This is a genomic window from Paenibacillus alvei DSM 29 (assembly GCF_000293805.1).
GTDB lineage: Bacteria > Bacillota > Bacilli > Paenibacillales > Paenibacillaceae > Paenibacillus_B > Paenibacillus_B alvei.
Window position 1 is genome coordinate 52689 of record NZ_AMBZ01000008.1, and the last position, 18789, is coordinate 71477.

The 18789-nt window shown below is 50.0% G+C and carries 8 protein-coding genes; all 8 read right to left on the reverse strand.

Going from position 1 to position 18789, the window contains the following annotated elements; all coding sequences use genetic code 11:
- Nucleotides 1-40: 40 nt before the first annotated feature.
- The 8 genes from PAV_RS23125 to PAV_RS23160 all read right to left on the reverse strand — a co-directional run bounded on the left by PAV_RS23125 (nucleotide 41) and on the right by PAV_RS23160 (nucleotide 18635).
- Nucleotides 41-1711: a glycerol-3-phosphate dehydrogenase/oxidase gene (locus PAV_RS23125; RefSeq protein WP_005550256.1), complete on the reverse strand. Its 1671-nt coding sequence runs from the start codon at nucleotides 1709-1711 to the stop codon at nucleotides 41-43.
- Between the two features lie 175 nt (nucleotides 1712-1886).
- Complete coding sequence (gene glpK, locus PAV_RS23130; RefSeq protein WP_040736681.1) at nucleotides 1887-3377, reverse strand: glycerol kinase GlpK; 1491 nt, start codon at nucleotides 3375-3377, stop codon at nucleotides 1887-1889.
- A 122-nt stretch (nucleotides 3378-3499) separates the two neighbouring features.
- A complete protein-coding gene (locus PAV_RS23135; RefSeq protein WP_005550258.1) occupies nucleotides 3500-4312 on the reverse strand; it encodes an MIP/aquaporin family protein in 813 nt (270 codons plus the stop codon).
- A gap of 182 nt (nucleotides 4313-4494) precedes the next feature.
- A complete protein-coding gene (locus tag PAV_RS23140) occupies nucleotides 4495-5046 on the reverse strand; it encodes a glycerol-3-phosphate responsive antiterminator (protein WP_005550259.1) in 552 nt (183 codons plus the stop codon).
- Between the two features lie 224 nt (nucleotides 5047-5270).
- The gene (locus PAV_RS23145; RefSeq protein ID WP_005550260.1) at nucleotides 5271-7124 is read right to left on the reverse strand and encodes an ABC transporter ATP-binding protein; all 1854 of its coding nucleotides are present in this window, start codon (nucleotides 7122-7124) and stop codon (nucleotides 5271-5273) included.
- Nucleotides 7121-8971 (reverse strand): ABC transporter ATP-binding protein, encoded by a 1851-nt coding sequence (locus PAV_RS23150; RefSeq protein ID WP_051135207.1) that lies wholly within the window; start codon nucleotides 8969-8971, stop codon nucleotides 7121-7123. Before PAV_RS23150 ends, PAV_RS23145 begins: the two co-directional genes overlap by 4 nt.
- A 164-nt stretch (nucleotides 8972-9135) precedes the next feature.
- Nucleotides 9136-15975: a non-ribosomal peptide synthetase gene (locus PAV_RS23155; protein WP_157267216.1), complete on the reverse strand. Its 6840-nt coding sequence runs from the start codon at nucleotides 15973-15975 to the stop codon at nucleotides 9136-9138.
- A complete protein-coding gene (locus tag PAV_RS23160) occupies nucleotides 15882-18635 on the reverse strand; it encodes a non-ribosomal peptide synthetase (RefSeq protein ID WP_005550264.1) in 2754 nt (917 codons plus the stop codon). Before PAV_RS23160 ends, PAV_RS23155 begins: the two co-directional genes overlap by 94 nt.
- Nucleotides 18636-18789: the final 154 nt, after the last annotated feature.

The following is an 18789-nucleotide window of genomic DNA, read 5'->3' on the forward strand; positions in this document are numbered from 1 at the left end:
CTTACAATAGCTCCGTTTCACTTGCAAACACACTGAACCATTAATTCGCTTCCGCCTGTGGAACGACGGCTTGATACAGTGCGGTGTCAAGCTCCGCTGCATATTGATTGCACTGTTCTTCCGTCCAGCCGAACGCAGAAGCCATATAGGCGATGACCGGCTGCTTCCAATCTCGTACCCACTGTATGTTAAAGAAGAGTGCACCCGTGCGGCGAATGAAGAAGTCCACCGGCTTTAATGTCATTTCTTCTTCCATGGCATATACGAGGGGGACAAGCACTTCTAGCGGAAGGCCGCTTTGTTCCGTCTTGCTTCGATAACGATCTGCCAGGTCGAAGATCCTATCCACGTTAGAGCCGTACATACGCGCCCAGCGCTTGGCTAGTGCCCCATCAAGCCCATTTCGTACGCCTTCATTCATTTTGCTTTCCACGAAGCTCGGGAAATCGGCGGAACCGCCTACATGCCCGCCTGATATGGGCATCTGCTTCGTCTTTGCAGCTGTATACGTCATTCCTTCTTCTTGGCTGAGCAGCTTCATGACCAAATCAACGATCATTTCAGCCATTTTTCGATATCCAGTCAGCTTGCCGCCTGCAATCGTAATCAATCCTGATGGAGATTGCCAAATCTCATCTCTGCGGGAAATCTCGGATGCATTTTTCCCTTCTTCATAGATGAGCGGCCTTACCCCCGCCCAGCTCGATTCAACATCGTCTGCGGTAAGCTGAAGCGAAGGGAACATATATTGAATCGCCTTCATGATATAGTCCCGGTCTGCCTTCGTCATAACGGGATGAACCGGGTCTGCCTTATAGAACGTATCCGTTGTGCCTACGTACGTTTTTCCGTCGCGCGGAATTGCGAATACCATTCGGCCGTCCGGCGTATCGAAGTATATCGCTTGCTTGAGCGGAAACTTCGACTGATCGATGACGAGATGCACCCCTTTGGACAGCTGAAGATGCTTGCCTGTCTTAGAATGATCCTTATTGCGAAGCTCATCAACCCAAGGGCCTGCCGCATTGATGATCTTCTTGGCACGGAATTCGAACGCTTCCCCATCCAATTGATCAACCACCCGAACACCTACAATTTTTCCATTTTCATATAAAAATGAATCCACCTTCATATAGTTCAGAGCCATGGCTCCATTCCGAACGGCTTCCTTCATGACTTCAATCGTCAACCGCGCGTCGTCAGTCCGATATTCTACATAATAACCGCCACCCAAGAGCCCTTCCTGCTTCAACAGCGGCTCGCGGCTAAGCGTCTCTTGTTCAGATAGCATGCGGCGTCGCTCGCTGCGCTTAACACCAGCCAGAAAATCGTAAACACGCAACCCGATACCGGTGCTGAATTTGCCAAACGTTCCGCCGCGATGAAGCGGCAGCAGCATCCACTCTGGCGTGGTGACATGCGGTCCGTTTTCATATACAATGGCACGCTCCTTGCCGACTTCAGCTACCGTCTTCACATCAAATTGCTTCAAGTAGCGGAGACCGCCATGCACCAGCTTCGTCGAACGGCTAGACGTCCCTGCGGCGAAGTCCTGCATCTCGAATAATGCAGTTCTTAATCCTCTCGTTGTCGCATCCAACGCAATCCCTGCGCCGGTGATCCCTCCTCCAATAACGATCACGTCAAGCGGCTTCTGTCCCATTGCTTGTACGATAGATTTGCGCTTCATAGCGGAAAAGACAGTTGTCATATGATAACCTCCCTCGTCGTAAAGACGGCATGAAAGTAAGTAATCGCCTATTGCTCACATCGAAAACAAAAAACCGCAATAACACTTAAGTCATAGACTAAGTGCAATTGCGGTTCTCAATTCTCCAACCGAATTTAAATATTAACTTATTTAAAATTGTAGCATATTCGTGCGCTTATTTAAATACTTTTGTTGCCTCAATGGCTTTGCCCCATCCGGAATACAAGGCATTGCGGCGTTCTTCCGGCATGGACGGTGCAAAGGTACGATCAATGCTCCATTGCGCCGCTATCTCGTCCCGGTCGCTCCAGTATCCCACAGCCAAACCAGCAAGGTATGCCGCGCCAAGTGCCGTTGTTTCAAATACTTGCGGGCATTCCACCGGTACGCCCAGCATGTCGCTCTGGAACTGCATCAGGAAATTGTTTTGAATTGCTCCTCCATCCACACGCAGCTTGGTCAGCTTGATGGACGAGTCGGCCTCCATCGCAGTCAATACGTCCTTCGTTTGATAAGCCAGCGATTCCAATGTCGCGCGAATGAAGTGTTCTTTCGAAGTGCCGCGCGTCAGGCCGAAGATCGCGCCTTTCACCTCGCTGTCCCAGTACGGCGTACCTAATCCGACGAAGGCTGGAACAACGTACACGCCGTCTGTTGACTCCACCTTGCTTGCATACAACTCACTATCCTTGGATTCCTTAATCATGCGCAAGCCGTCGCGAAGCCATTGAACAGCGGAGCCTGCAACGAATACGCTTCCTTCCAGCGCATACTCCACTTTGCCGTCAATGCCCCAAGCGATCGTCGTTAGAAGCCCATGAGAGGACTTCACTGCCTGCTCGCCAGTATTCATCAACATGAAGCAGCCTGTTCCGTACGTATTTTTGGCCATCCCCTGCTGGAAGCATGCTTGCCCGAATAGCGCCGCCTGTTGATCTCCCGCAGCGCCCGCAATCGGAATTTCCTCACCAAAGAAATGGAAGTCTACCGTTTTACCGTATACTTCGGAAGAAGAACGCACCTCTGGAAGCATCTGCTTCGGAATCGTCAGCAGCTCCAACAATTCATCATCCCACTTCAGCTCATGTATATTGTACATAAGGGTACGGGAAGCGTTGCTATAATCGGTTACATGCACATTACCGCCCGTGAGCTTCCAGATAAGCCATGTATCGATCGTCCCGAACAATAGATCGCCCCGCTCTGCCTTTTCACGCGCACCAGGAACATTATCGAGAATCCATTTGACCTTGGTTCCTGAGAAATAGGAATCGATGAGAAGCCCCGTCTTGGAACGGAACAATTCCCCATAGCCTGCCTCCTGCAATTCATCGCAGATGTACTTCGTTTGTCTTGATTGCCATACGATCGCATTATATACCGGACGGCCGGATTCCTTATCCCACACGACGGTCGTCTCGCGCTGGTTCGTAATACCGATGCCTGCAATTTGTTTCGGCTTCACGCCCGATTCAATGAGGCATGTCGCGATGACAGCCAATATCGTACCCCATATTTCTTGTGCGTTGTGCTCTACCCAACCCGGCTCAGGGAAAATTTGCGTAAATTCCTTTTGGGCAACATGGACAATATGTCCTTCTTTATTGAACAAGATGGCTCTGGAGCTCGTTGTGCCTTGGTCAAGAGATAAGATGTACTTTTCCATATCAAATTCCCCCGTATACAATAGTGAATTCCTATCCGTTGAATCATCAATATTCATTCCATCGTGCTCCATTTAAGAGGATTGAGTGAACATGCACAGCACGGAAAATTGTTGACTATAACCTAAAGGAAGAACTTACCGAACAGCATTTTTCTAGACAAGAACAACGAAAATACAAGGATAGCAAGTGCGGTACCCGCTACTGCCCATATTACTGTATCTGACTGGCCTAAAAATACGTTTTTATAAAACAGTCCACCGAGCGAACCTCCAAGCACCGGTCCAACGACGGGTATCCAGGCATATTTCCAATTGGAACCGCCCTTTCCTGCGATCGGCAGCAGCATGTGCGCGATTCGCGGCCCCAGGTCGCGTGCCGGGTTGATGGCATATCCTGTTGTTCCTCCCAACGACAACCCTATGCTGACAATAAGAAATCCAACTATCAGTGGATTCAAACCATCCGTGAACTTGTTGGCGCCAATCGCCAAAATACCAAGAACCAAAATGAATGTACCGATCATTTCACTAATTAAGTTGGAGAATGGATGATACACAGCTGGACTTGTCGCAAACACACCCAGCTTCGCACCCTGATCCTCCGTCAGTTTCCAGTGCGGCAAATAATGCAGAAATACAAGAACAGCTCCCACAATAGCGCCAAGCATCTGTGCCGCTATGTACGACGGTACATCAGCCCAAGGGAAATTTCCAATAAAAGCGAGCCCCAATGTAAGTGCCGGGTTGAGATGCGCTCCGCTTATCGAACCTACGGAATACGCCGCAACCGCGACGGCCAAGCCCCATCCCATCGAAATGACGATCCAGCCCGAGTTTGCGGCATACGATTTCTTTAGCGATACCCCTGCACATACTCCCCCGCCGAGTGCAATCAGTATCATGGTTCCAATAAATTCTCCCCAAAACGCCGACATAATGACCCCTCCTGTTGTTCATTTCTGTTCAGAAAACGCAAAAAAGATCTACGCTCAAGCACACGTCATATCCTCTGCAAGCAGAGATGACAACGCGTTTGAAAGTAGATCTCCAAGTCTCCGTAACAGTATTAACTTGATTCAAATTTTATTTAAATTTGTAAGCGTTGTCAATTATTTTTTTAATTTCTTGTCCATAATTTTGTATTGGAGGTCGTAACTGCCTCTGCACCAGCTTGCAAAGCGAGCTCCACATCTTCATGCGTCGTGATGAAGCCACCAGCCAAAATCGGAAGGCTCGTCCTATCTTTAACTTTGCGAATGACGCTCGGCATGCCGCCAGGCAATACTTCAATGACATCGGGCTGCGTCGTTTGCAGCAGCTTACAGCTTTTCTCCAGCGCACTATTGTCGATAAGGAAGATACGCTGTACAGCCACAACACCTTTTTGCTTCGCTTTTTGAATGACGCTGGATTTTGTCGACATTATCCCATACGGCCGATATTCCTGGCATAGATACTCTGTCGCGTGCGCATCACTTTGAAGTCCTTGGATTAGGTCGATATGCAAAAATAATTTCTTGTTGGCCTGATGTACCATGCTGCAGGCATGCTTAAGCTGAGCGATATGGACATCGAGCAGAACCAAATATTCGTACGGTGACGCTATGGCTCTCTCTAAGTCTTTCATTTGCCTCGATGCAGGTAATATTCGTTGTTCATAAAAATTCATTACACAAACCCCTTTGGTTGAATCGATCTCATGTTATTCCTATGCTGCATTTATTCTAGTCATACCTTCCCAATAGTAAGTATGATTCTTATCATATGCAAGTATTTTCTTGTTCGGGACGGTCACGCATCCACATGAAGGCAAACAAGAAAAGGAAAGGAACCTCTGAATAAGATCAGAGATTCCTTGACAGGTTATATTGCCGACCTCCCGCAGGATAGGTATTAAGCCTGTCCTTGGAGACTCGCGTAATAAGCGCCATGCTGAAGCAAGCTTCGATGCGTTCCTCGCTCCGCAACGACTCCCTCTTTCATGACAAAAATAATATCCGCGTTCTCTACAGTAGACAAGCGGTGGGCGACCATGATGGTCGTGCGGCCCTGCATGAGCTGCTGAAGTGCCTTTTGAACCCAATGCTCCGATTCGGTATCGAGCGCCGACGTCGCTTCGTCCAGCAGCAGGATAGGCGCATTTTTCAGCAAGGCCCGTGCAATCGCAATGCGCTGACGCTGTCCGCCTGATAAGGATGCTCCCCGCTCCCCTACTGTTGTTTGATATTGATCAGGGAGCTCTTGAATAAAATGATGGGCATACGCTGCTTGCGCTGCAGCTACAACTTCCTCGTGAGACGCCTGTGGGTTACCATAACGAATATTGTCTTCGATCGTCCCACTGAACAAAAATGCTTCTTGTGGCACATAGGCAATTAAGCGGCGAACTTCCTCCAGCGTATACTGCCCGAATGATTTGCCTTGAATGCGAACTTCCCCACTGTCAATCGGATAAAAACCGAGCAGCAGCTTAATCAGTGTACTTTTTCCGCTCCCGCTAGCACCAACGATGGCTGCCGCTTGTCCCGGGTACACCTGCAAGGACACCTTGCATATGGCCGGTTCCCCGGAAGCATATGAGAATTCGACATCCCTTAGATCAACCACAGGCTCTGTAATGCCAATTTCACCAATCTTCTCATTCATGTCTGTTATACTAGTCAAGCCTCGTTCAGCAGTTGCAGCTCCATCGGTAGTACTGTTGTGAGCTTCTGCCAGATCAGTCTTGCCGATGCCTGTCTCGGCTGCGCAATTGATCCGTTCCGGCTCCTCCTCTTCTTTCAGCAGCTCTTGAACCCGTTTGGCTCCTGCCAATGAATTTTGGATAAGCGACATGGTAGAACCGACGTTCATGAAGGAGTGAGTCAAATGAATTTGCAGCACAGCCAATGCAGCTACCGCTCCCATCGTAATGTATCCGTAGGAATACAGCAGGCTCCCTATAACAATGATTCCGCAAAACGTAATATAACTGACGAAGTGATTGATCGCCGCGAGCATTCCCTTTTTATGAGCAATCCGGGTTGAAAGATCCGTTACTTCCTCATTGAGACCTTCATACTGCTCATAAATCGGACGAATGCGAAACAGCTTCACCTGTTGGATTCCTCCAAGGAAATCGGAAAACTTTTCTGTCAACTTAGCAGTAATGCTTAAATGACGATCATACAAATTCCGAACCGTATTTACGAATCGCGAACTGATATAGAAGGATAAGAGCAGCACAAGCAAGGAAACGCAGGCAAACTGCCAATGCACGACGAACATCATGATAATTGAGCCCAGACTGATCATGATCTCGAGAAGCATGGCGAACAGAATGCCGCAATATGTGACTTCCAAGGTCGATACATCATTATTCATTCTGGACAGCAGCTCACCGTTGTGGGTTCGTTCCAGCAAAGACACTCGCAGCTTGCACAGCTTCCGGTACAACTGCTCGCGAATATTCGCTAGCGTGAGCTCTACACTGCGATGGAACAAGTAAGTGAACGGCGGAGATATCAAGTTCAATAACAGAATGGAGCCGCCTAAAATGTACAATCCTTGATACATAAGGGAAATGTCTTTTGACTCCGCATAATTCACTAAACTTTGCACCACTAAGCTGAAGGATAGAATAAACAAGGTGTTCACGGCACCGCTCGCAATCATGCCGACATAATAATGCAGCTTGCGCTTTTTATTCATGAAATTCATCATGCCAATTGTTTCTTTCCCGTATGTAATCATGTCAGACAGCTTCACGTGCAGGCCACCTCCTCACGTCCGGAAGGCTCATCATCAAATTGCCGATGATATAAGCTCGCGTAAGCACCACCCGCAGCCAATAATTCATCATGCGTTCCCGCTTCGGCTATGCTTCCGCCCTCCATTACCCATATTTCATCTGCATGTTGAATGGTGGACAACCGATGCGCAATGACGATTGTCGTTCGGTTTTGCATAAGCGTGTCCAATGCTTGTTGAACTAATAGCTCAGATTCCGTGTCCAAAGCGGATGTCGGTTCGTCGAGCAGCAGTATGGGCGAATTCTTCAAAATCGCACGCGCGATCGTAATTCGCTGCCGTTGGCCTCCCGACAGCAAGCCGCCTCGCTCACCGACCTCTGTCTGGTACCCGTCTGGCAATTCCATAATAAAAGAATGCGCGTAGGCAGCCTTTGCCGCTTCTACAATCTCATCCATCGAAGCATTCGGCCTGCCGTACCCGATATTGTCGGCGATCGTGCCGCTGAATAAGTAGGAATCCTGCGTAACGACAGACAGTTTGGAGCGCAAATCTTCCGGGTTCCAATTGGAAATTGATCGGCCCAAAACATGGATTGCGCCTCCATCAGGCAGCAAAGAGTAAAATCCGCATAAGAGCTTGATTACAGTGCTCTTTCCCCCGCCGCTAGCACCGACAAGCGCCACGGTTTTCCCCTGCTCAACTGTGAAGCTTAAGTTATGAAGCAGTAGCGGAGAATTCGGCGTATAGGCAAAGCTGACCTTTTCAAACACAATCGGACTCATATCCGTGTCGTTGTTGACACAGTCATCACTCACAAAGCCGTTTTGCTCTCCTTGCGGTTCGACAGGCTGGTCGGCCACATCATAAATCCGCTTCAAGGCTCCGCCCATCTCGAACGTATGTGTCACCAGCGTTGGGATGTTCTGCAACGGTTCAAGACAGAGATTGAGCAGGTAAAGAAATGTGATCAGTTCTCCAGTACTGAACAAGCCTTGCGAAATCAAGTAGCTGCCATATGAGACCGCAAAGACGACCGGACTCATCATAAGCGTAAACAAGATGGGCGTAATGATGGCTTCCCGTTTGCTGACAGCCAGCTTTTTGATCAGTGTAAGCTGCAGCAGTGATTGATAGGAGCGGAACAATAATCCTTGCAGCAAGTAGCTTTTGACGAGCACCATCCCGTTTAGCGTATCCTGCACGATAGCATTCATTTGCCCTGTGCTTGCCTGAGCTTCTTCTGTCAGCTGCTGCAGTTGCTTGCCGATCCATTGGGATACGAATAAGGATACAGGTACAAGCAGTACGCTGAGCAGCACAAGCTCCCACCGGATCCAGAGCAGATAGGCAAAGCAGCCGATAAACAGCAGCGGATGGTAGAACCATTGCGGCAGATCTCGTATCATGAACTGGTTAATCAGTTGCATATCGTTCGTTAAGCGCGACACCATGTCGCCCGAGTGTTGCTTGTCCAGGTAATGGATCGGCAGCTTGCCAATGTGACGCATCATATAATTGCGCACATCTCGCATTGCGCGGGCGCTCCCTTTTTCAATCCCATATACCATCATGAACTTTGCGGGAACTCCCACTGCAATAACGATAAGCACCATATATACCGTGTTGACTACTAACCGCCCATCCCTGTGTTCTGCCTTAGCGGTCAACTGTTGAATCAAGCTCCCCGTCCATATTTCGATCACCGCCGCCGCAATGGCGCATAGCATTCCTGCGATCATCCAGCCCTTGTGGGACTTTGCAAATTGTACTAGCCACCGTACCGACTTCCATAGGGTAAACACCTTTTTTCTTTTCGCTGAACCACGATACTGTCTCCCCTTTATGTCCCATAGTTGTGGCATGCCGCTCACAAACTGCCATCTTCCCAGCATTTACATAATTCATTTATGAATTGCATTCGCCGCAAAGTTGAGCAGTCTGTGAACACCAAACAGTCTGTACTAACGTCCAACGGAACCAGCCTGTATGCATGCCTTCCTTCATTGGGTGCCAGAAGTCATTTCTCCTAATGGGCAACCAGCGTTTGTTCGACAATATGTCGAATGATCGATTGAATCACGTTAGCATTCATCTCTAGAAACGGCGGCTGGAGCACCTCTTCGTGAATGCCGCGGAGGTTATATTCCACATAGCTGCCGCGGGTTGCCCCTGTCCACGTCGCAAGCTGTTCCCCGTCTGCCCGATTCGCATCGGACGGTTCTGCCATTAGAGCATGGATGTTAGCCCCGATCATGTCGGAATTGACGAGATCGGTTGCGTACGACCAATACGCTCGCATCTTATTTTTAACTTGATCGCGCAGCAGCGGATGATGCACCAGCATTTCCTTAAGCTCCTGCACCCCCTCGATCATCTGATCGATGTCGCTGTCGAATTCATCTACTTCATGCGCCTTCAGCTTCCGCAAGGAATCAAGCATGATCACGTCTGATACCGGATACCCTCTGCGTTCCATTGCCTTCGCAACCTCGAATGTCAAATTACCGCCCAGAGAATAGCCGAGCAGCACGTATGGATGCTGCGATTGTACAGCAATGATTGCATCCACATATCGATCCAGCATGTCTTCTGTACTGTTGGCATCATCAATAAAGTCGATGCCATGCAGGATACAGTGATGATCCAACTGCTTGGCCAATTCCAAATAACTAAGCCCGTAGCCGAGACCTGGAGGGAAGCAGAAGATATGGATTGAGCCGGTTTCGTTCAACTTCATGAAATGGTTGCCCGACTTCACCGCAAGTTCGGATTTCAGCATCTCGTAAGCCATCGCCTCGATTGTCGGTTGCCGGAATACGCTGTGAATCGGAATTTCAATCTGAGTCGCGGTATAGACACGTTCCACCAGTTGCATCAGGCTTAAGGAATGACCGCCGAGCTCAAAGAAATTATCCTTTACGCCAATCTGTCCGAGTCCCAGCACCTCCTGCCAAATTTGAGCGAGCTGCACCTCCAGCGGCGTACGCGGAGCCACGAATTCTGAAGCAGCCTGCACGTGCAATTCAGGTGTTGGAAGCGCCTTGCGGTTAACTTTTCCGTTCGATGACAGCGGGAGCTTGTCGAGCTGTACGAAGTAAGAAGGAATCATATATCCCGGAAGCTGCTGCGCAAGTGCACTTCGCAGTTCTCCGGCTGTAATCGGCCGAACTGCGACATAGTAAGCGCACAGCCGCTTCTGCCCGACTTCTTCCTCCTTGACGATGACTACAGCCTCTTGGATGGCCTCAAGCTCCAATAAGTGAGCCTCGACTTCGCCAAGCTCAATTCGATAACCGCGAATCTTCACCTGATCATCTATTCGTCCTACATATTCAATGCTTCCATCGGGAAGCCATCTAGCCAAATCCCCTGTCCGGTACATGCGATCACCCGGAACGAATGGGTTATTCACAAATTTGGCTGCCGTCAAATCCGGGCGGTTCAAATATCCCACTGCGACGCCATCACCCGCTACGCATAACTCTCCAGCTACACCGATCGGCTGCAAAGCATTGTCTTGGCTCAAAATGTAGACCGCCGTATTGCCAATCGGCCGGCCAATCGGTATGGTGACGGCATCATCTGCCACTTCATTTACATCGTAGCAAGTCGCAAACACAGTGCTCTCCGTCGGACCATATACATTTTTGATCTTGCCTGGCCCTAAATGCTTGAGCGCCTTACGCACGTGGCTAATGGATGCACGCTCCCCGCCGAACAGGATCGCACGCATATGACGCAGGCTATCCGCCTTCATGTCGACGAGCAAATTGAAATAGGAGGTGGTAATGAACATGATCGAGATTTGTTCGCGTTCGATGGCGTCTGCCAATCGTCCTGCATCGAGCACTACTTCGCGTGAAATCAGGACAAGCTTCGCTCCATTCAGGAGCGCGCCAAATATGTCAAAGGTCGAACCGTCAAATGCATAGCTGGATAATTGCAGCACCGTGTCCCGTTGATCGATCTCGATATAATTCGTATCCCGAACAACTCTGACAATGTTGCGGTGGGTCGTTAAATTCCCCTTCGGCATGCCAGTCGTTCCTGATGTATAAATGACATAGGCAAGATCGGATGCTCCATTGTTCTGCTCCAGATTCGTGCCATCGGCATGATAGGAAGTCTCATCATCAACAACGACAACCGTGCACTCTGAAGGTATATGTTTCGATTGCAAGTGCTGATGAACGACCAGAAGAGATGCTTTCGAGTCTTCGATCATATAGCGGATGCGCTCCTCCGGATAGTCCGGATCAATCGGCACGTAAGCACCGCCTGCCTTCAGGATCGCCATAATGGCAATGATCATCTCTGGCGAACGATCCGTCATCACACCAACAAAGCGTCCGGCTTTTATCCCCTTGCCTCGCAGGGTTCTCGCCAAGCGATTCGCGCGCTCATTCAGTTCACGGTATGTAAGCTGTGCTTCCCCAAACTGAATGGCAATCGCATTCGGCCATTTTTCTGCTTGCTCTTCGAACAAGTGCTGAATTGTTTTCTCGCGTGGATAGTTCGTTGTTGTATCATTAAATGCCAGCCGCACCTTTTCTTCTTCCAGTTGGCTCATCATGTTCAAGGATGAAAGCTTCGCGTTCGGCTCAGCGATAATCGCATTGATCAATTGAACGAAGTGCTCTCCCATCCGTTCGACTGTTTCCTGCGTATACAAAGAGGTCGCATAACTTAGACCGCATTGAATTCCCTCTTCGTTTTCCTCAGCATGGAAGGTCAAGTCGAATTTCGCGACAGCATGGCTGTGCGGATACGGACTCATCTGGAGGCTTTCGATATGGATATCGCCCTGCTGAGCGTGCTCCAAGCTGAATATCGTATCAAATACCGGATTTCGGCTCATATCCCGCGACGTTTGTACCTTTTCTACCAGCGATTCGAACGGATATTCCTGATTTTCGAATGCGGCAAGCGTCGTATCCTTCACCTCTGCCAACAGATCCGAAAATGACTTTTCACCGGTCGGATAATTGCGAATAGCAAGCGTATTGACGAACATACCGATAAGTGGCTCCAGATCTGTATGATTGCGTCCGGCAATCGGCGTACCAACAATGATGTCTTCCTGAGACGTGTATTTATGCAGAAGCACCGTATAAGCAGAGAGCAGCACCATATATAAGGTTGCTCCATGATTTGCCGCTACCCGTTGCAACTGCTCGGTTTGCTCGTTGCTCAACGCGAACAAGGCTACGCCGCCTTCGAACTGCTGAACCGCTGGTCTCACGTAATCGGTTGGCATTTCCAGCGTCGGAATTTCCCCAGCCAATTGCTTCATCCAATAGGACTCCTGATGTGCGAGCCTGTCTGCATATTCAGCGGATTGCTGCCATGCCGCATAATCCTTGTATTGAATGCGCAGCGTCGGCAATTGCTCACCCATGTACAGCTGGACAAATTCATTTACCAGATTGCCCATCGTTACGCCATCGGAAATAATATGATGCATATCGAACATCAGGATATGGCGATCATGTCCGGTTTCAATCAATCCGACCCGCAGCAGCGGCGCTTCATTAAGCAGGAAAGGTCGAACGAACTGACTGATCATTACCTCAGCCTCGTCTTCTTCCGCACGGTGATATTCGATTGCGAAGTCCACTTGCTGATGAATGCACTGTACGGGTTCACCGCGAACCGTTACGAAGCTTGTTCGCAGTGATTCATGCCGATCAATCAGCTTACAGAAGGCGGATTCGAACCGTTCTCGATCCAACGCACCTTCAAGCATCAGGATTCCAGGCATATTATAGCTAAGCTCAGCCCCGGCCAATTGGCTTATAATGAACAACCGCTTCTGTGCAAAGGACAATGGATAATATTCTCTCGTCTCAGCGACAGGGATCTCCATATATTGTTCTTTCTTCGTTTCCGTTATGGCCTTAGCCATCTCCTCGATCGTCGGATGACGGAATACACCCCGCAGCGGGAAGTTGACGTTCAGCTCCTTGTACAGTCTGCTTACGAGCGTTGTCGCTCGCAGCGAATGACCGCCAAGCTCGAAGAAGTTGTCCTTCACGCCTACGCTTGTCAACCCCAATACGTCCTGCCAAATGCAAGCAAGCTTCGTCTCTGTTTCTGTGCGCGGCGCAACGTATTCGGTGCCAGTTTCGATGCCGCCCTCAGGTTTCGGCAGTGCTCGCCGGTCGATCTTCCCGTTCGGTGTCAGCGGCAGCCGCTCTAGCTGTATAAAATAGGACGGGATCATATAACCCGGCAACTCCTGCGACATTGCCGCTCGCAGCTCGCCCGCCGTGAACGGACGCTCCGCCGTGAAATACGCGCACAACTGCTTCTGGCCTGCGTGATCCTCCAGTGCCATTACTGTCGCCTCTTGTACCGCCGGCACATGCAGCAGCTGCGATTCCACCTCACCAAGCTCGATGCGGAAGCCCCGGATTTTCACTTGATGGTCGCTTCGGCCTACATACTCGATGCTGCCGTCCGGCAGCCAGCGTGCCACGTCTCCTGTCTTATACAACCGCTCACCCGGTACGAACGGGTTATCAAGGAACTTCTCCTCTGTCAAATCCGCTCTTCCCCAATATCCGCGACCAACACATGCGCCTGATACGTACAGTTCGCCCTTCACACCTATCGGCTGCAGCTCGAAGCTGTCGTTCACAATGTAGATGCTTGAATTCGCGATCGGCTTGCCGATTGGCGGCAGACCGGCCTCGATGGCATCCGGCGTCATGGTATGGGTCGTCACGACGTGAGTCTCCGAAGGTCCGTAATGGTTGTGCAGGCAAATGCCGAGACGCTTCAGGCAGGCTTGCACCTGCGGCGTGACGACAAGCTGCTCGCCCGCTGTAATGATATGGCGAACACAGCGCGGGAACGCTTCGGCCCACTCCGGCTCAGCGAAGATGAATTTCAGGAACGCCACCGGAATAAAGAGTACGTCAATTTCATTCTTTTCGATTTCTTGGAACAAGCGTACCGGATCCTTGCGCATTTCATTGTCAACCATATACAGACTTCCGCCGAACAGCAGCGCAGAGAACATTTCCTGATAGCATACGTCGAAGCTGCCTGACGCATATTGCAAAATCCGCGAAGGCATCGGAATATTCGTGCCCTTTTGCTGATAATGCAGCAGATTGACCATGTTGCGATGCTCCAGCATAACCCCTTTCGGATTGCCGGTCGTTCCCGACGTGTAGATGATATAGAGCAGATCAGACGGTTTATTGCCGTTCGGGACATTTTCACCGCTGCCTGCATACAGCGATTCATCGCGTACATCCAACTGACGAATCTCGTCCGGAATGATGCCCGGAAGCGCCGATTGGGCCAGCACCAGCTTGGCGCCGCTGTCCGCCAACATATAGCGAATGCGCGTCTCTGGATATTCCGGATCGATTGGCACAAACGTGCCGGATGCCTTGAGCACTGCTAGCACGGCGACAACCGTCTCCAGCGTACGTTCGACGATGATGCCGACAGGCTGCTCAGCAGTTACGCCATGCTCCCTCAGCTTCCAAGCAAGCTGGTTCGCCTTCCGGTTCAGTTCCGTGTAGGTCAACTGCTTGCTGCCGCAGACAACAGCTATGGAATCCGGTGTCTGCTCCGCCTGTTCCGCGAATAGCTCGTGAATGGTTTTATCGTTCGGAACCACCATTGTTGAATGATTGAATTCATTTTTCAACTGATTCTTCTCTTCGTTTGTTACCATTTTCAGCGACGAAATAGTAGTTTGCGGTTCGCAGCTCATGCTCTCCACAACTTGCAGGAAGTGGCGGCACAGCCTTGCGATTGTTGTCTGGCTATATAAAGCAGTTGCATATTCCATGGTGCAATATAGTCCATCGCCGTCTTCCGTTACGGTCAGGTTCAAGTCGAACTTGGCCATGCCATATTCAGTGCCAAATGGCTTCACATACAGACCGTCGAGATCAAATTCCCGATGCTCTGTATTTTCTAGAGCAAACATGGTATCGAATACCGGATGGCGGCTCAGGTCTCTTGATATTTGCACGTTCTCCACAAGTTCCTCAAACGGATAGTCCTGATGCTCGAACGCTCCCAGCGTCGTTTCCTTGACTTCCTCTAAATACTCCAGCACGGACTTGGTTCCTGCAGGATAATTGCGGATTGCAAGCGTATTGACGAACATGCCGATAAGTGGCTGTACGTCGTCATGCGTACGTCCTGCAATCGGTGTCCCTACAATGATGTCATCCTGTCCCGAATACTTATGGAGCACGATCGTATAGGCTGCCAGCAGCACCATGTATAAGGTGGTTCTCGTTTCTGCAGCTAATTCTCTCAGAGCGCGACTCTTCTCTGAATCGATAGAGAATTCGAACAATGCACCTTCATGACTTTGGACAGCAGGCCGCACATAGTCGGTTGGCAATTCAAGCACCGGCATCTGTCCTCCCATCTGCTGCAACCAATACGCTTCCTGGCGCTTGAGCTGTGCGATTTGCGCTTCGGAACGCTGCCACGCGGAAAAATCCTTGTATTGAATGCGAAGCGGTTCAAGCTCGCTGCCGCTGTAAAGACGAGTAAATTCCTCAATCATTATGCCAATCGATGTACCGTCCGAAATGATATGGTGCATATCGAACAGCAGGATGTGGCGCTCTGGTGTCAATTCTATCAATCCGGCCCTGAACAGCGGCGGCTTCGATAAATCAAAAGCGCGAATGAACTGCCGGACTTTCTCTTCAGCTTCCGCCCCTTCTGCGGCCGTCATCTCTTCCACTGCGAAGTCAACCTTAGCGTAAATTCGCTGAACAGGCTCGCCGTTCACCATGTCAAAGCCTGTACGAAGTGTCTCGTGCCGAGCGATGAGCTTCTCGAATGCATGATGCAATCGCTTGCGGTCGAGCTTGCCTTCCAACAGCGAGGGGCCCCCGGCATATTATAACTCTGCTCCGCTCCTTCCAGCTGATGCAAAATAAACAAACGCTTCTGCACGGAAGATACTGGATAAACATCCCTCTCCTCGATTGTCGGGATAGGTTCATAGGTGCGTCCTTCCGCATCATCCATAAGAGCTGCCATCGCTTCGAGAGTAGGATAGCGGAACACGTCGCGAAGGGATAGATTGATTTGCTCTTCCTTGTGCAGCTTGCTTACCAGCGTTGTCGCCCGCAGCGAATGTCCGCCAAGCTCGAAGAAATTATCTTTTGCGCCAATCTGAGCTAAGCCGAGCACTTCCTGCCAGACGCGGGCAAGCCGGATTTCCTGTTCCGTTCTTGGCGCCACATATTCCGTCTCCGACTGAATATGCTCCTCCGGCTCAGGCAGTGCACGGCGATCCACCTTGCCGTTCGTTGTCAGAGGCATCTTGTCAAGCTGGATAAAGTAAGCAGGAATCATGTACCCTGGCAGTTCCTTTGCCAGCATTGCCCGCAGCTCGCCAGCAGGAAGCACGCGATCCGCTACGTAATATGCGCATAGCTGCTTCTCCCCGTCTTCACGGCCTCGCACGACAATCATTGTTTTCTGAATCGCTTCCGCTTTAAGTATCTGCGCTTCCACTTCCCCAATTTCAATGCGATGGCCTCTGATTTTGACCTGATCATCGACCCGTCCTACATATTCAATCGTTCCATCAGGTAGCCATCTTGCCAAATCTCCGGTACGATACATGCGCTCTCCCGGTACGAACGGGTTATCGATGAACTTCTGTGCAGTCAGCTCCGGACGGTTCAGGTACCCGCGAACCAGTCCTTCTCCTCCAACGCACAGCTCGCCGGCAACGCCAATCGGCTGCAGATCATTCCGTTCATTCACGATATAGATGGCGGTGTTGCTGATCGTACGCCCGATCGGAACACTGACCGCGTGCTCCGGAACCTCGGTCACATCGTGCCATGTCGCGTAAATTGTGCTCTCGGACGGACCGTACATATTCTTCAGCCTTCCGGGGCCCGTATGTTCGAGCGCTTTGCGCACGTGTGCGACAGAAGCGCGCTCGCCTCCGAACAAAATTGCGCGAATATTACGCAGGCAGGATGCGTTCACATCCACAAGAACATTAAAATAAGCGGTTGTAATGAGCATGACTGACACTTGCTCGGATTCGATCAGCTCCGCCAGTTTCTGCGTATCAAGCAATGTATGCTGCGGCACAAGAACGAGATGGGCTCCATTGGTCAACGCCCCGAATATATCGAACGCGGAGCCGTCGAAGGAATAACTTGACAATTGCAGCACTCGATCCTGCTCAGTGACCTCAATATAGTTGGTCTGCTTTACGATGCGTACGATATTGCGATGCGTCGTCAGGTTTCCTTTCGGCTTGCCGGTTGTTCCAGAGGTATAGATAACACAGGCAAGATCCGTAGCTCCATTGACCGGAACCAGGTTCGTACCATCGGAATGATAAGATTGTTCCTCATCAAGGTAAAGAACACTCGCACTCGTATTCGGCACACGATTCTGCAATTGCTGCTGCACCAAAATGACGCGCGCTTCCGAATCCTCCAGCATATAACGGATTCGTTCCTCCGGATATTCCGGATCAATAGCGACATATCCTCCCCCTGCTTTTAGGACAGCAAGCATTCCGACGATCATGTCTATTGATCTCACTGCCATAAGCCCGACAAGTTCGTCAGTCTGCACACCTTCTGCTTGCAGTGTTCTCGCAAGGCGATTGGCGCGTTCATTCAACTCTCGGTATGTCAATCTTGTGTCATCATAAGAGACTGCAATGGCATCTGGCTGCTTCTCCGCCTGCTCCTCAATAAGCTGATGTAGTGTCGCCTGTCGAGGAAAATCGGTCCATACATCGTTGAACTCGTGCAGCAAACGATGCTTTTCTTCTTCAGACAACAACTTGGCATCACCGATAGGCTGATCAGGTTGAAACAGTAGAAAATGAAGCAATCGGAAAAAATGTTCAAACAATGCAGTGATATAAGAAGCATCATAGCGGCATTCGTCATATAGCACCTCCAGTTGGAGGCCAGCGTCCTTCACATCGAACCGGAATATAACGTCAGAGCTGATGCTTTGCTCGATGGAAGCGATATGTATAGCTGAATAAGAAACTACTGTATTCATAATCGGAAGTCCGTTCGAATCTTGCTCCAGGTTCAAATTGTGCACCATTTTTCGAAACGGAATATCTCGGTGCTCCAACGCTCCTCCGATCGCTGTCTTGATTGTTCCCAATATGGAACGGAAATTGCTGCCGAGCATGACATTTGCCTTGATAACAAGAACGTCATGAACGGAAGGATCGTCTTCAGATGAATCGATCGTAGGCATGCCTAGAAGTATATTTTCGCGGTTTGTATATTTATGAAGCAAGCAAGATACGCCTGCTAGTGCAATCATATAAAGGGCGATATCCGAGCCATTCGCTAGAGAACGCATTCTGTCCGACAGTTCTGCTGGGAGCAGACGTGCGATGGAAGCTTTGACGGCTTTCCTATATACGCTCGCTTCTCTTCCCGAGGTGCTGCAATATGGCAAAATGCTCATGCTGTCATCTGAATCAAACATCCCATTCCAATAGGCTTCTTCCTTTTCAAATACCGACTTCATTTGTGAACCTCCCTGCCTTAACGGATGTATGGAATAGGGGAGCACGTATTATGATCAGCACGCACTCCCGCATTATGCAGTTCAAAGCCCAACATCTTACCAGTCGAAAAGCAAATTGTCGTGACGAAAAATTTGGCCAGCGACTCGTGCAGCG